At 59.7% G+C, this 14,980-nt stretch carries 9 protein-coding genes, 2 tRNA genes and 2 rRNA genes; 1 reads left to right on the plus strand and 12 read right to left on the minus strand.

Features of this window, described 5'->3' with window-relative positions:
- Nucleotides 1-294 precede the first annotated feature (294 nt).
- Complete coding sequence (locus tag V2L32_RS03740) at nucleotides 295-1,530, plus strand: RNA-guided endonuclease InsQ/TnpB family protein (protein ID WP_331235139.1); 1,236 nt, start codon at nucleotides 295-297, stop codon at nucleotides 1,528-1,530.
- A gap of 298 nt (nucleotides 1,531-1,828) precedes the next feature.
- On the opposite strand, the gene V2L32_RS03745 is transcribed toward V2L32_RS03740, so the two are convergent.
- The 12 genes from V2L32_RS03745 to V2L32_RS03800 all read right to left on the minus strand — a co-directional run bounded on the left by V2L32_RS03745 (nucleotide 1,829) and on the right by V2L32_RS03800 (nucleotide 14,915).
- Complete coding sequence (locus tag V2L32_RS03745; protein WP_331235140.1) at nucleotides 1,829-2,119, minus strand: hypothetical protein; 291 nt, start codon at nucleotides 2,117-2,119, stop codon at nucleotides 1,829-1,831.
- Nucleotides 2,116-2,460: a hypothetical protein gene (locus V2L32_RS03750; RefSeq protein ID WP_331235141.1), complete on the minus strand. Its 345-nt coding sequence runs from the start codon at nucleotides 2,458-2,460 to the stop codon at nucleotides 2,116-2,118. Before V2L32_RS03750 ends, V2L32_RS03745 begins: the two co-directional genes overlap by 4 nt.
- Complete coding sequence (locus V2L32_RS03755; protein ID WP_331235142.1) at nucleotides 2,460-2,738, minus strand: hypothetical protein; 279 nt, start codon at nucleotides 2,736-2,738, stop codon at nucleotides 2,460-2,462. The genes V2L32_RS03750 and V2L32_RS03755 overlap by 1 nt, the downstream gene beginning before the upstream one ends.
- An 895-nt stretch (nucleotides 2,739-3,633) precedes the next feature.
- Complete coding sequence (locus tag V2L32_RS03760) at nucleotides 3,634-4,125, minus strand: hypothetical protein (RefSeq protein WP_331235143.1); 492 nt, start codon at nucleotides 4,123-4,125, stop codon at nucleotides 3,634-3,636.
- Between the two features lie 47 nt (nucleotides 4,126-4,172).
- Nucleotides 4,173-5,192 carry a hypothetical protein gene (locus V2L32_RS03765; protein WP_331235144.1) on the minus strand — a complete coding sequence of 340 codons (1,020 nt, stop codon included), beginning with the start codon at nucleotides 5,190-5,192 and terminating at the stop codon, nucleotides 4,173-4,175.
- 239 nt (nucleotides 5,193-5,431) lie between these two features.
- Nucleotides 5,432-6,760, minus strand: a complete 1,329-nt coding sequence (locus V2L32_RS03770; RefSeq protein ID WP_331235145.1) for a phage terminase large subunit — start codon at nucleotides 6,758-6,760, stop codon at nucleotides 5,432-5,434.
- Entirely contained in the window at nucleotides 6,753-7,337 is a 585-nt protein-coding gene (locus tag V2L32_RS03775) for a hypothetical protein (RefSeq protein ID WP_331235146.1), read from the minus strand. The genes V2L32_RS03770 and V2L32_RS03775 overlap by 8 nt, the downstream gene beginning before the upstream one ends.
- Before the next feature lie 72 nt (nucleotides 7,338-7,409).
- Nucleotides 7,410-11,189 (minus strand): hypothetical protein, encoded by a 3,780-nt coding sequence (locus V2L32_RS03780; RefSeq protein WP_331235147.1) that lies wholly within the window; start codon nucleotides 11,187-11,189, stop codon nucleotides 7,410-7,412.
- A 101-nt stretch (nucleotides 11,190-11,290) separates the two neighbouring features.
- Nucleotides 11,291-11,366, minus strand: a tRNA-Cys gene (locus V2L32_RS03785).
- Between the two features lie 106 nt (nucleotides 11,367-11,472).
- Nucleotides 11,473-11,594 (minus strand): 5S ribosomal RNA (rrf, locus tag V2L32_RS03790).
- Between the two features lie 120 nt (nucleotides 11,595-11,714).
- Nucleotides 11,715-14,643 (minus strand): 23S ribosomal RNA (locus tag V2L32_RS03795).
- A gap of 200 nt (nucleotides 14,644-14,843) precedes the next feature.
- Nucleotides 14,844-14,915: transfer RNA gene (locus V2L32_RS03800), tRNA-Ala, on the minus strand.
- Between the last annotated feature and the right edge of the window lie 65 nt (nucleotides 14,916-14,980).

Genomic DNA, 14,980 nt, shown 5'->3' on the forward strand with positions numbered 1-14,980 from the left:
GCCCCGCTCAAGCCCGGCTTTGCGGCGGGCGACCTCGACGGCCGTAAATTCAACGACCGTCGCGCAGTGAAGTGCTGCGTCCCGGGAGTCGACATATAGCCGAACTCCGGTCAAGTTATATGTAGTATAGAAACGATACATATATCTAACGGTGTAATGCGTTTATGGTCTCACACATTAATTTCGCAGTCGACGACGACCTCGCAGATCGAGCTCGAGCGGTCAAAGACGCCCGTGGGTGGTCGTGGGCGGAGCTCATGGAACATGCTGTCGAGGAATTCGAAAACAAAGACGATGGCAAGTGATACGCCCGGTGAGGAGCGGACACTCGCTTCATTTCAACCTGAGACAAAAACGGAGGATATCACGCGGTGCATTGTTATCCCGCTCGAGACGAGCAAGCGGAAAAATGAGTACCTGCGCGAGTGTATCGACGAATGGCAAAATGTAGCACGGACCGCTGCGGAGCGGCTTCCCTCGATCCGCCCGAACGGGTGGACGCGGAACAACCCGCAGGTGGGCAAGATTGCGAAGGAATACGACCGTGAGACGATATCCGCGGCGCTGACCCAACAAGCCGTTTACAAAGCGACCGAAGCGTTCGACGCGTGGCGCGAGCTCGGATATCCCGGGGATCGCCCGATAGGCCGGTTCGGTGACGGAAATTACCTCCGAGCGACAAACCAACAGATTACGATCGAGGAGAACGACCACGGATACGGCGCGAAGTTAAATTTCATACCGTATAATCCGATATGGTTTCACCTCGATACGGCCGGGTATCACGAGAAATGGCTCTCGCGGATCGTCGATCCCGACGACGAGACGCGCCACGGAGCGGGAGAGGTTCGGCTCGACGATGACGGAACGGCAGCGCTTCATCTCACAGTTGTCTCAAAAGCCGAGGTGGTCGTCGCCGAGGACGTCGAGCGGTGGCTCGGGGTCGACCTCGGCGAGAGTGTTATCTACGCGACGGCGATCGTCGGGGTACACTCAGGGGGGGTGAGCGGCTCGGGCGTCGAGATCGAGTCCGGTCGGGAGTTCCGACACTACCGCGAGCGGTTGAAGCGAAAGCGCGATCGCCTTGGATCGCGGGGAGACCTTCGAGGGGTCCGTCAATGCAAAGGCGATATCGAGAAGTACACCGAGCAGACATTACACACCGCCTCGCGGAGAATCGTTGAACTCGCGGCGGATCACGCGCCTTGCGGGATCCGATTAGAGGATATGGGCGAGTATCGCGAGACGGCGCACGATCCGATCCACGATTGGCCCCGTGGCATGATCGCCGATCAGATAGTTTACAAGGCGACCGCCGCCGGGGTCCCGGTTGAGCTCGTCGATCCACGAGACTCGAGTCAGACCTGCCGGAAGTGTGGGCAAACCGATCCCGCTGCTCGAGTCGACCGCTCGACGTTTCACTGCCGGCGGTGCGATTACGAAGTACACGCGGACGTCAACGCGGCGATCAACATCGCCCGCGGCGGGGTTCGCTCCTCCTCGTCGTCGCCGTCGTCGTCGGAAAACTGATTAGCTCTCACTCCCGACCTCCGAGTTGACCGCTCGTCGACCTCCTTTGTCTCGACGTCCCGCGCCTTACCTGATTCGTCGACATCGAGTTGCCGAGCGCGTCGATCTTCCGATCGAGTTCGACGACCCACTCCTCGAGCTCGTCGAGCGTCTCAAGACGCTATTGCTTCTTTCGATTCTCGCCTTCTCCCGCGCCTCGATCCACTCCTCAAGGGCCGTCACGCTCGACGTGAGGCCCTTCAGACGATCTCCCATCGGACCACCGAACGGCCCGATCGCGTCGACGTCCCGCGACGGCTCACCGAGTCGTTCTTTCGACGATCGCGTCGAGGCGCTCCTCGATCTGCTCGATCGACTCCTCGAGCTCGTCGATCTCGTCCCGGACCGCTTGCTTCCGTCGAGCTCGCGCCTCCGCGCGCTCCCGGGTGACCCCGTCGAGTTTATGGGCAACTGCCGCGACGCCCTCGCCTACCCTGTGGATCCGGTTCTCGAGCTCACTCCCGCCGACCGGCTCCGGGACGATCTCCCTCTCCCGACGCTCCCGGGCCGCCTCGCGCGCCGCCTCGATTTTCTCCTCGTCGGGCTTCATAGCGTGAAACTACTTTCCTTCTCGCCGGCGGAGGCTTCCGCCATGGCTTTCAGCTCCTCGAGCTCCGCCCCGTGCTCGTCGAGCCGAGCCCCGAGATACACGGCCCAGTCGGGCGCGTCGGGAAACGACCCAACGAACTCCTCGGCGTACTCGTCGAACGACTCCGGGTCCCGATCACCCCCGCCGAATAACTCCTTGGCCGCCTCGACGTCGCCCTTCGCGACTCGCTCCCGGAGTATCTCGTCCCGCATTGCGTCCGGATCATCCAGATACGGGACGGGTGCCGTGAATGCACTTTTCCGCCGATTCTCCTCCTCGTCGTGTTGATCGTTCTCGCTCATTATTGAAATCCGATATTTCTCTCGTCCTCGCTCTCACACTCGCCCGCGGTTTCGACGCCGGCGCGCTCGGGGGCGACGGTCGCGGCGTCGGGGTCCTCGAGGCGCTCGAGAACCACCCCAAGCGTCCGATCGACCTCCGCGACCGTCCGCTCAAGGATCTCCTCAAGCTCGTCTATCCGATCGGACAGCTCCTCGAGGTCGTAATCCCGAGGCGGATCTTGAGCCGAGTCCGAAAACCTCCCGAGAGACGATTGCTCGGTGTTGTTTTCCGGCGGCATTCGATCACCCGACCCCGCCCGAAAGGGCGTAACTGGAATCGCTCCGCTCCCTCGAGGCGCGACTCTCGAGGTCATCGCGAACGGACCTCCCGGCGCCCGCCTCGAGAAGCGAGTACGTCGTACGTCGTCGCGACAAGGAGCTCGACCGCCTCGCTCTCTCGACTCTCCTCGACGAGCTCCTCGAGACCCATGGCGTCCGGGGTCGCGAGATCGAGATCGAGGTGCTTCGCGATCGCGATCGGCGCCGTCGCGAACGCGTCGATCTCCGATCCCCAGTGGGCCCCGACGTCGCCCGGGCAAGCGTCTCCCGGACCGCCTCGTCCCGATCGCTCCCCAGGTCGTACTTCTCACGGACCGCCTCGAGGAACCTGCCGATCACCTCCCGATCGGGCCCGTTCGCGATCGTCGGATCCCGGTGACAAATCCGAAACAGCTCGACCGAGGCGCGTCGAATGACGTAGACGACGTCCGCCGAGTATCGATCCTCAAGCCTCCCGTCGTCTACCCCACTACTCTCGACCGACGCACTCGCCCGCTCGAGGTCCTCACGTTGGGAGGGAGGGGCGGCTGATTCCACCACCAATCGATCTTCGCTCAGAAACGCTTGACGCGCCGTGTTTTCGCGTTGGTAGGAATCCACTGGTGAAGGATCGACAGTTAACCAATTTACACTATGAACCATGTCGCAGCTGCTTTCCCGGCGTTGACAATAAGGACGACCAATGGGGTGTAACCGGATGAGAGTCCCATGCAGGGAGCCTCACGGGCGGAACCTCCGCCACTCACGGGGTTGAGACAGAGAAAATGAGAAGGTGGCTCCGGAGTGGAGAGCAAGACCTCTATTATAGTATCAATTCGTCAAGTAACGAAATCCTATAAATATCACATACGAGGTTTAGAAGAGAGTATATTTATCGAAATCAGCATTTTCCCCTGACGAATGGAGATTCATATCCTCCCCGAACTTTGTCTCAGAAAATGGCTCTGTTTGCCGAATTGTCTCCATCAAATAGTCACTATTCATGTCCCCAAATTCATCATATAGTCTATCAGCGATATAGTCATCACGTTCTGACAAGTGAGCAGGAGGCTTGTCGCTCATGTACTTGGTTATTCTCTTTCCACTCACTCGAACCGTTTCTACACTAACATCATTCATTCCGGTCAAAGATTTTTCTACCTCTTCCGAGTGAATCCCATCTATGAATGGTTTAAAATCAATCCCAAGAGGCTCGCCTTGGTCAATAAGTTCCAATTCCATCAAATACATTAGTTGATGGATTCTTTGTTCAGATAGGTACTCGGATCTATGTAAAAAGTACCTAATGACCTGTTCCACGCGGTTAATATCAGCACTTTCCCGCCTGGGACCGGTCCGAACGCTCATAGGAGAAATTACTATAGCAAGTGCATAAATGTTTATTAGGGGATTTGTCATCTCATCCACGATTCAAACTTTTTCCCGATAATTTTCTTGATTGCACTCTGTTCCACCGAGCCTTGTTCCGTCTGGTTATGTGCTTCTTGTATATGCTTTCCGGCCAGGAAAAACCCTGCCAACAGATACTCAACATAATATTTCTTATACTTCCCCGCAGAAGTCAAGAAAAATAGCAGGAAGATGGATAAGATTATTAACAATATCCATGTCTCAGGTATCACTACTTCAACTATTGGATCATATGGGTATAATGGCAAGAATAGATAAAAAACAACCATTATCAAAATGATGACCCACATACTACGGCAGAAAGAATATCTAGCTTGGAATTCATCAGGCCGTGTTATATCATTTGAGCTTAACAATGTGGTTACAACCGGGTATACACACTTGGCATCTTCTTTTGACTCTACGTTAAATTCATCTTCTGCTGATTCTACTAAATATCGTTGAACTTCATCAAGTCTCTCAACGGATCTCTCTTTGGGTCCATCCTCAGGAAGACCAAGAGGTCGGGTGATTTTACCCGTAAATAGAACACGGTGGCGAATCAATCCGAGTTTGAGGCCATAGATTCTTGACGCCACCCACTTGAGAATTCCATACTTCCAATTCGTTAAAATCCTTCTTGGAAGAGTTCTACCTGCCTGTGCTTCTTCATCTGGATTAGTTGGATCTACGTATGGTTGATACCGCTTTTTTATATTAGGTATACAATTTTCATCTTTCCCAAGATCTATGATGTTATTCACTCGGCGACCAACCCAAGCAAGTGAATTCTCGATATAGATCGCTAACGCATGTACTGCTTCCCCAATTAAGGTTCCAGTGAGCACGACAAAAATAAGACCAATCGCAAAAATAATTAAAGTGTTTACGTCTATGTCTAATTGAAACTCTCCAATCCATTGTATTGGAATTAAGCTTAGTATACCTACTAAAAATGCCATTCCAGGGAATGATTTTCCATAAACATCATATGATCCAAATATACTAAAAATTCGTGATGGCATCTGAAAGTCACCTCGACCTTAGTTAGTCTATTGGTCCACGGAGCGATGTTGACCTTCCATCATATAAACCTATACTTATTTACTAATCATATTTCCTATACAGAAACATGATTTAGTATCTGTACTTTCTCTTCACGACACGTGCTGATACTGAAACCTGTTGGACGAGACGACCGACAAAAGTGAGTGTATAGCGGGCCCCACAAGCTTGGGACGCAACTTTCGAGATACTCGCAGGATTACAGGTAGTACACTCCGCTGGTTTCTAATCCCGAGCGGGGTGGGTCGCGATCACCACGCTTCTGGCGGCGACTGGTAACGGCCTGCACCTTTGGAAGAATATCAGCCGCGAGAGCAAGCGCGTCGACCGCGTCGTCGTGGAAGCCCGACGGCGCGTGGTACCGGATCGTACCGGCGTCCGTGACATCGTACTCGAACACCTCGAGCTCGTTCACGAGCACCGGCGCGTCCGACGAGAGGGTGAGCTCCCCACCTTCGAGGCGCGTAGCCAGGTTGTCTATGAGGAGCTGTTTCTTCGAGGTGAAGTTGACCGGCTTCACCGAGAGGCCGCTCCGTTTGAGGTCGGCCACGATCTTGTTATCCCGAGTCGCGTCGACCGCTACCCCGCACGGGTCATACGTCTCCGCGAGCTGCTCGACCCGGTTCTGGATCCGGTTCCAGGTCGTCTCCTTCAACCGATCGAACGCCACGAGTCGACCCTCCGCGTCGAGCACCACGATCGCCGTATAGTCCTGGAGCCGCGCGAAGTCCACTCCGATCGCGTACGCCGTTTCGTCCGAGGGAGCAACCGGGAGGTCGTACTCCTCCACGTTCCTCTCCCGAACGCCGACGAACACCCCGCCCGTGTCGTCGACGAACTTCGCGAGATATTCTTGCTCGAACACGCGTTCCGGGACGTCCTCCCGCGCGTCGTCGATCTCCGAATCGGGTACGTGCTCGTTCTGGTAGGACGGCGCCTGAAAACTCGCGACGTCGGCGTGGTCGGAAGACTGGCCTCGCTGGTACCACCGGTAGAACCAGTTGCGACCTTTAGGTGTCCCGATCGCGATCATGTCCCCCAGGGTATCGGTGAGCGTCGGCCGGAGCTCCTCGATCCACGCGCGTTCCGGGACCGACGCCGCCTCGTCGATCACGAGAAGGTCAACTCCGGCGCCGCGGAGTGAATCGGGCCGATCGGCCGATCGGAACGAGATACTCGAGCCGTTCACGAACTCGATTTTCCGCGGCTTCGTCCGCTTCGGATCACCGGCGACGACATCCGGCGAGAGCAGCGGAACCATTTTCGTAAAGCCGTAATCGTTCGCTTGATCGTACGTCGGAGCAACCCACCAGACCGTCGTGTCCGGCTCCTCGAGGGCGCGCTCTAACGCGAGGTGAGCGCACATCTCGCTCTTGCCCCACCGACGTCCGCATGCCACGATCCGAAAGCGAGCAGGGTGATCCATGATCGCCCGCTGGCCGGTGTGGGGTTTCCACAGCGTTCGTAGGATTCGAACCTGCTCGCCGGCGCCGATCTCTTCCGATTCGCCGGACGCCACCTCACTCACCTTTCCCACCCCTCCCAGCCGTTTCGACCGGGACCTCCGACGGCCCGGAGGTGAACCCGAGCGCCTCGTAATCGACGACGTCCTCGCCGTCCTCTGTCTGGATCGTCGGGAGCGGCTCGTCGTCGCCCTCTCGTACGATTTTGTAGGATACTTCGGAGTGGCGCGAACGCATATCGACGTCGAGCTCCGAGCGCTTCGGCTCTCGGTGCTGCTCCCCCAGGTCGGCGAGCCACTCGTTCCAGTCCATCACGACGTCCCACGCAGCTTTCTTCGCCTTCCAATCGCTCGCCTCGAGGAGCTCGCCGATTATCGACTCGAAGAGTACACGAGTCGTCAGTTTTGCATCGGCTCCGAGGCGATCATCGACCGACTCGCGAAGCCGATCCATATCCCTCGATATAGTCGATCGGTGGACGCCGTACCGATCTGCCTGGCGTGTCTGGTTGATCGCAAACGGCGAGCCGGCGTCGACGAGACGACGCAACAGATCGGCCCGTCGCTCGTGGGTCGTGTACTCCTCTATCGGCTTCGTCTCTGGCGGTTCGATCGCTGTGTAGTCAGGTAAGTTATCGGTCATATGTTGCGCCTCCGTGCGTGACCGTTGCTCGCGCCCCGCCTCGCGAACACCGCGTACCTCGGAGTGAAGGTATCAGTCGGGTGGATCATACTCGTCTAATCCTCCTTGTGCTGACACTTCCCTCCGAAGCGTCGGCTCCGAAGCGTCCGTTTCGTGAACGTCGGACGGTCGATCGGACGAGTTGCGGAAACCCCACCTATAGGTAGTAGTAGGCGACGTTTCCGGAACATCGCCGTCGACTCCGACCGGCTCGAGGTCGACCTCGCCGTGCTCGTTGAGCCGGTGGAGCCCGTCGTCTCGCCAGACGAACCCGCGCCCGTCAATCTCCTTCGAGACATCGCCCCGTTCGGCGAGTTGGGTGAGGACGTTTCGAACCTGGCGTTCACCAATCTCGACGTCGGGGTGGGCGGCGATCTCCGCGGTCGTCCACTCCGCGAGGTCGGCCGCGGCGTTGACGACTTGCTTCATACCATCGCTCCACGTCGCGACCACGCGCCCCTCGCCGGCGATCGGCACCCAATCGGGAAGCGTATTAGTGTGAACGTAGACGACGGCGCCGTGGCCGTCACGGCCGAAGCGCATCGCCGCTTGAAGAGTCTCGTGCTCTCGCATATGGGTCCGGATCTTGTTCCCGACCGGGCCGTACTCGGTCGGCTGAAACCCGTTCTCGGCACTGGGGAACTCGGGTTCGATCGCCTCACCGAGATACGCGCCCCACTTCGTGACGTAGTCCGGTCCGAAGTTCCGCGAGCCGATCACGACGCCGAGGCGACACTCGGCGAACTGGTTCGATCCGAGGACGTCGCCGTAGTGTTGGTGCTCGGCGACGAGCTCGAGCACGTCCTCGTCCTGGTAGACCGCTTCCGCCCGGGCGGTCGTGATAAGCGACGGTCGTTTCTCGTGCTTCTCTGCGATCGCCTCGAGCAGCGCGGCGTCCTGCTCGAGAGCGACGCGCTTTCTGATCTCACTCTCGCCGGGCGAGTAGGATTTGACGGCGTCGGTCGTCCGGACGAAGCTCAGGTTCAGGACGTCGGTGATGTACTCGCGGCGCTCGTCGTCGGAGAGCACTTGTCGGTGGATGAGTCGCTTCCCGAGGGCGAGTTCCCACATCTCGCGCGTGGGGGTGCCGTCGAGTGCGATCAGACCGCGGGCGTACTCGAAGGCTGGCGGCGCGAGGATCGAGACGGTGTGTTCCTCGCGGTTGAACAGGCCGATGTGAGCCTCGACGTCCTCGGCGTGGGGGAACGACGCGCGTTCCCACCCACCCCCCAGCGTATTTCCGTAGCTCGCGAGGATCGCAAACACCGCAAGCGGTGCGAGGGCGTGGCCGTCCTCCGAGTCGAACACCTGCATCGGATCGCGCTCGAGGCCGCCATCGAGGAACCAGGCGAGCGCGTCGGCCCGGCGCTCGTCGTCGCCGCGGTGCTCGAGGAGGTCGGTATAGTCGTCGAACGGGATCGCGTCGGCGCGGGTGAGATAGCGCGAGACGACGCTCGCGAGCGAAGCCTTCGATCCGAGGGCGTTGTTCAGCTCGGTTTCGTAGGCTTCGCCGACGAACTCGTCGATGACGGGCACGCGCCCGGCGATAACCTTCGGTTGGTGCGCGTGGGTATAGTGCCCGATGAGGACGTCGTAGTCCTCGGGATCGAAGCGCCAGAGCGAGGAGTTCGGACACTCGGCGCCCGCCTGGCAGGGGAGCGGTCGCCCGAGTTCGTTCTCGGCGTTCGCGTGGATGTCCTGAGGGGTCGCGCCGCGGTTGTACCACCCCATGACGGTCCCACGCCACTCGTTTCCGTGTTCGCCGTTCGCGGTCGGACAGTCACGGGTGAACGAGGGGAGGGTGTAATGCTCAAGGTCGTGCTCGTCGCACCACTCTCGAATCTGTTCGTACTGCTCTTTTCGCCCGCGTCCGGTGAGGAACGTAATCGGGGTGTCGGTCTCGGCGGCGGCGGCGATCGCGCCGTAGCTCTTTCCGGTTGAAGGGAGCGTATCGACGAGAGTCTGACCGAAGCCCTCCATCGCCTTCGCGATCGCGTCTTGCGTGCGCTCGCGTGCCTCGTCGATCCTGAGGCACTCAGTGGGGTCCTGAGCGTCGCGGCGTCCGGCGTGACGCCAGTCCCATCCCGTCGAGAGAACGCGTCCACGCGGCGAGTTGGGGAGCACACCGACGTGCTCGTGTTCGGTGCTCTGTACTCCCGATAGCGCGCGCCGGCCTGGGTCGATCCCGTGGCATTCCTCGAGGAGCTCGAGGGCGCCGGTGTAGGCGTCGATCGGGAGCTTCCATCCATCCACAATCTCTTTCCGCTCGCAGAGACCGGCGTCGATCGCGACATGGACGAGGGCCCGACGGGGGATCGGGTCGTCGTCGGGGATCAAGCCCTCGCGTTTCGCCTGGTCCCAGGCGGCGAGGATCTCCTCGTCATCGAGTGATCCGTTCGGGGAACTCGCCGGGCGCTCGCCCGTCTCACAGAGCAGATAGGTGAGCGCATTGTACGTTGCCTTGTACTTGTAGTCGTAGGCGAGGCCGTACTCGTCTATAAGCACGAAGTAGTTCCTCGAATCGCCGTGGTGACCAAGCGGGTTCTCGCCGCGGTAGTCCCACGAGAGGCCGGTGACGTCCCGAATATCGAGGTCGAACAGTGCGGATCGATCACCGGAAGACGTGGCCCCCCCGGTGCCGTTGCGCTGTTCGCGAACAGCGTCCTCGATCGCGACGCGCTTCGGGTCGTTAGCTGGGTGCTGCTCGACGGGTTTCGCGCTCGCGAGAATCGGCGTGAGATCGCCGTCGGCCCACTCACGAAGGTAATCGTCGACGTCGACCTTCTCGAGTCCCGGGCGTGGGAGCTCTGCGACGCGCGCGTCGAGTCCGTTCTCCGCGAGGTGTCCCGCGGTCGCGACCGCTCCACGAACCCCCTCGCCGAACTGTTCGATCGCGAGCTCGCCGTTCTCGTTGACGTCGATCGTTGGGCGTTCGGCGTCCTGAACGACGTAGACGCGGGGGACGCTTAGCTCGGTGAGGACGTCGACGAGGCGCTCACGATCGCCGTACTTGAATTGGGTGGTGACCGGTGAGACGGACGGATAGCCCGCGGCGTGCGCGGTGATCGCGTCGGCAATCCCTTCGGTGACGAGTACCGGCTCACCTTCGCGAACGGTGTCGAGTCCGTAGATCGGTTCCTCGACTTCCACCTCGTCGCGCCCGACGGGGATCTTGTGGTACTTCGCCGGGCCGTCGCCGTAGTCGCCGGCGTCGTCGTCGGGGTGACCGATCTCTCGGGAGATCGCGAACACCGGGCGTCCGTCCTCGAGGTAGGGGAAGACGACCCGCCCGCGCCAGATGGGGGTGAGGCTCTCCCAATAGAGACCGGTCGCGAGCATCGTCTCGCGGTCGTAGCCGCGTTGCATGAGGTAGTCGAGCAGCGCGGAAGGGCTCGCGGGGGCGTAGCCGAGACGCTTCTCGTCGATCGTTTCGACGTCCCACCCCCGGGCGTCGGTGAGGTACTCACGCGGGGTTGCGTGCTCGCACTCGTCGGGAAGGTCGTCGTCGAGACGGCCGTGGAGGAACTCGACGGCGTCGGTGAATGCGCGCTCGACGTGGCCCTCCGATCCGGATTCATCGGCGTTCCGTAGGGTGGTTTCGGACGTCGAACCCCTGGGGTTCGACCCGGGAGAACGGGTGTCCTCGCCACCGGTCGCGCCGTCGAGGACGTCCGCGGCGATCGCGAGGACCTCGTCGATCGAGACGTCGACGTCGCCGGCAACGCGCCCGGCGAGCGGGACCGGCGCGATTTCGTCGGGACCGCCGGCGATCGCGACCTCCCGCTCGAGAAGTTTCCGAAAGTCGCCCGTCACACCGGACACCTCCGCTCTCCGATAGACGAGGCCGTTAGCGAGGGGCGTCTACTCCGGTGTAGCCACTCGCTCGGGCTTTGGATTGTAAGGAATGTGGCACAAGCCAAGGGCCGGATTTGAACCGGCGATGGGCGGCTCTGCAGGCCGCTGCGTTAGGCCGGACTCTGCCACCTTGGCGCGGGTGAACCTACCCGGTTCGTTCGCTTAAGGATAGCGGTCTCTCGCGAAATAGAGAAACCCCCGAAGAGCGCCGTCGCTCTTCAGGGGTAAATGAGGTATGAATGGCAGGCGGCTAACCGGGTTTCCCAGAGGCTCGCGCACTCCAGTACTGGCCGGAACGCAGGCGGGCTTAACTTCCGTGTTCGGGATGGGTACGGGTGTCGCCCCGCCGCTGTGGCCGCCTTAACGCCGACTCGTGGAATCGAACCACGACTGGAACCGTTGTCGGTGGTGTGGCCGTAATGTACGCGCGATCCGGTTTACGCCTGGATCCCGATCACCGGGATCGTAACTCCATGCGGTATGACTGTGTGGCTTTGACCTGTTAGTGCTCGCGGGCTCAACGCCTCGTTGCCTCGGCGCGCACACCCCGAGTCTATCGAACTCGTCTTTTACGAGTGGTCTCAGCGGTACCTCTTTTTCAGGTGGGTTTCGAGCTTAGATGCGTTCAGCTCTTACCCCGTGGTGCGTAGCTGCTCGGCACATGCCCTCTCGGACAACCGATACACCAGTGGCACCCATTCGTAGTTCCTCTCGTACTATACGAACGTTCCCGTCAGGTACCGAACACCCCCAATAGATAGCAGCCGACCTGTCTCACGACGGTCTAAACCCAGCTCACGACCTCCTTTAATAGGCGAACAACCTCACCCTTGCCTGCTTCTGCACAGGCAGGATGGAGGGAACCGACATCGAGGTAGCAAGCCACCCGGTCGATATGTGCTCTTGCGGGTGACGACTCTGTTATCCCTAAGGTAGCTTTTCTGTCAGCCATTGCCCGCATCGGGCGGGCTAATGGGTTCGCTAGACCACGCTTTCGCGTCAGCGTCCCTTGTTGTGTAGGACACTGTCAGGCCACCGTTTGCTCTTGCGCTCTTTTTCGGGTTCCCGACCCGAATGAGGTGACCTTGGGGCGCGCTCGATATCTTTTCAAGCGCGTGCCGCCCCAGCCAAACTGCCCGGCTACCGGTGTCCTCCTCCCGGAGTGAGGGTCGCAGTCACTATCGGGTAGTATTTCAGTGACGTCTCGGCGGCCCGCTGGCGCGGGTGCCTGCGTAACGACTCCTACCTATCCTGCACGATAGCGACCACGTCCCAGCGACAGCCTGCAGTAAAGCTCTATAGGGTCTTCGCTTCCCCTTGGGGGTCTCCAGACTCCGCACTGGAAAGTACGGTTCACCGGGCCCAACGTTGGGACAGTGAGGCTCTCGTTCATCCATTCATGCAAGCCGCTACTAAAGCGGCAAGGTACTACGCTACCTTAAGAGGGTCATAGTTACCCCCGCCGTTAACGGGTCCTTCGTCCCATTGTAATGGGTGTTCAGATACCCGCACTGGGCAGGATTCAGTGACCGTACGCGTCTTTTCAGATTTGCGGTCACCTATGTTTTTAGTAAACAGTCGGAGCCTCCGAGTCACTGCGACCTGCCTCTTTCCGAGGCAGGCATCCCTTATTCCGAAGGTACGGGACTAACTTGCCGAATTCCCTAACGTCGGTTGTTCCCGACAGACCTTGGCTTTCGCTGCCATGGGCACCTGTGTCGGATCTGGGTACGGACACCATGCTTGCCTTTTCACGGGCTCTAGGTTGGACCGACTTTCGCTGTCCCGCCGTTCACCCGCTTCGTGCCGTTACGGCTTCCACGGGCTTTGACGGTTCGACCGCGCGAGTGCGCGGCTCGGTTGACCCCAAAGCGTCGGCGTTCACTGCATGGTGGCACAGGAATATTAACCTGTTTCCCTTTCGACCCCTTCGAGTTACGGGGGGCCTTAGGACCGGCTAACCCTCAGCTGATTAACATTGCCGAGGAACCCTTGCCCTATCGGTCGTCGAGGTTCTCACCCGACTAACGCTGCTACTACGACCAGGATTTTCTTCACCAATCGGTCCACACGAACTCTCGCCCGTGCTTCTACCCGATCGGAGTGCCAGTCTACACGGTTGCCTTTCGGCACGGCTAGGTCTCGGTGGTGGACTTGAGCCCCGATCATTTTCGGCGCCTCGAACCTCGGCCGGTAAGCTGTTACGCTTTTCTTAGAGGGTAGCTGCTTCTAAGCTCACCTCCCGGCTGTTTAGGGCTCGAGACAACCTTCAATCGCACTTAGTCCACACTTGGGGACCTTAACCCAGCTCTGGGTTGTCTCCCTCACGGTACACAGGCTTACCCCGCGCACCGGATTCCCCGCGTCGACGGCGTCCGTGAGTTCGGAGTTTGACAGGGGGGCGCACTCCTCTCGGAGTGCGGTCCCCCAATCCGTCGCTCTACCTCACGGACGACCTCAGCGGAGGTCATGCTTCGACATGTTTCGACTGGAACCAGCTGTTGCCGGGCTCGATGGGCCTTTCACCCCTAGGCGCAGGTCACGGGAGGGTATTGTAAGACACCAACCCTAGCAGGCCTCCACGTGCCTTTCGGCACGCTTCACCTTGCCCACGTCTAGATCGCCCGGTTTCGGGTTGTACCCGTCTGACTCCCCGCGCTTGAACACGGTGGCCCTGGCGCAAAGCGCTGCGGCCGTATCGGTTTCCCTACGCCTCCCTCGATGCTCGAGTTAGGCTCGCCAGACACGTACACTCCCTGGTCCGTTTTTCAAAACGTACGACGGAACACCGGCTCCTCTCTGGTCCTACTACGAGCTCGCGCTCGGTTCGTTCCCGGAGAGGCCTTGTATGCCCCGTCGTTCAATCACCAACTGATTTCAGGCCCTATTGCACCTCCCTTCTGAGGGTGCTTTTCAGCGTTCGCTCACGCTACTTGTTCGCTATCGGTCTCGAGGAGTGTTTAGTCTTCGCGGTCGATGCCCGCGATATTCACGAGGGATTTCCGACCCCCGCTACTCTGGAACTGACTCACACCGTAGTTGTCTGCGTTACGGGGCTGTCACCCTGTATCGCGCTCCGTTCCAGGAGACTTCACGCAGACGTTCCGGTGCTGAAGGTCAGTCCGAACACCACATTGCCCGTGGGGCGGATGCCCCGTAGGCTTCGGTTTGGACTGTCCCGTGTTCACTCGCCGTTACTAACGGGATCCCGTTCGGTTTCTCTTCCTGCCGGTACTGAGATGTTTCAATTCCCGGCGTTCCCTATTGCGCAAGGCAATTGTAGAGGGATTCCCATTCGGAGATCCTTGGTTCTAAGCCTCCGTGCGGCTCCCCAAGGCTTATCGCAGCTTGGCACGTCCTTCTTCAGCTCTCGAGCCGAGCCATCCACCAGTTGGTACAGTAGCCACGTTTACCGGAGTCGTTTGACTCGGTGATCGTGATCCAGTGGACGTCCGGATCGCGCGTACACACGGCCTCATCTGCACGCCCGTGGTAGCGGTGCGTGCATCAACCCTTCCCACCCGCGTTCACACGGGGTGGTGCATCGGTCTTCGGATCGAATCGTAGCGCCGTCTCCCACTTAAGGGACACGGTTTACGTCTCGATCCACCATGGACCCACTGGGATTCGAACCCAGGGCATCCTCCTTGCAAAGGAGGCACTCTACCGCTGAGCTATGGGCCCTCCCCTCTCGGGGGTACGTTAGCCCTGGTAGTTCCGAGGTGCCCGATCAGCGATCGACGCGGTCG

Origin of the sequence: Halalkalicoccus sp. CGA53, from assembly GCF_036429475.1 — an archaeon.
Taxonomy (GTDB): domain Archaea; phylum Halobacteriota; class Halobacteria; order Halobacteriales; family Halalkalicoccaceae; genus Natronorarus; species Natronorarus salvus.

Excerpts from the sequence above, each read along its gene's own strand:
- V2L32_RS03740 (WP_331235139.1), top strand. The coding sequence starts at position 295 with ATGGCAAGTGATACGCCCGGTGAGGAGCGGACACTCGCTTCATTTCAA.
- V2L32_RS03745 (WP_331235140.1), bottom strand. The coding sequence starts at position 2,119 with ATGAAGCCCGACGAGGAGAAAATCGAGGCGGCGCGCGAGGCGGCCCGG.
- V2L32_RS03750 (WP_331235141.1), bottom strand. The coding sequence starts at position 2,460 with ATGAGCGAGAACGATCAACACGACGAGGAGGAGAATCGGCGGAAAAGT.
- V2L32_RS03755 (WP_331235142.1), bottom strand. The coding sequence starts at position 2,738 with ATGCCGCCGGAAAACAACACCGAGCAATCGTCTCTCGGGAGGTTTTCG.
- V2L32_RS03760 (WP_331235143.1), bottom strand. The coding sequence starts at position 4,125 with ATGAGCGTTCGGACCGGTCCCAGGCGGGAAAGTGCTGATATTAACCGC.
- V2L32_RS03765 (WP_331235144.1), bottom strand. The coding sequence starts at position 5,192 with ATGCCATCACGAATTTTTAGTATATTTGGATCATATGATGTTTATGGA.
- V2L32_RS03775 (WP_331235146.1), bottom strand. The coding sequence starts at position 7,337 with ATGACCGATAACTTACCTGACTACACAGCGATCGAACCGCCAGAGACG.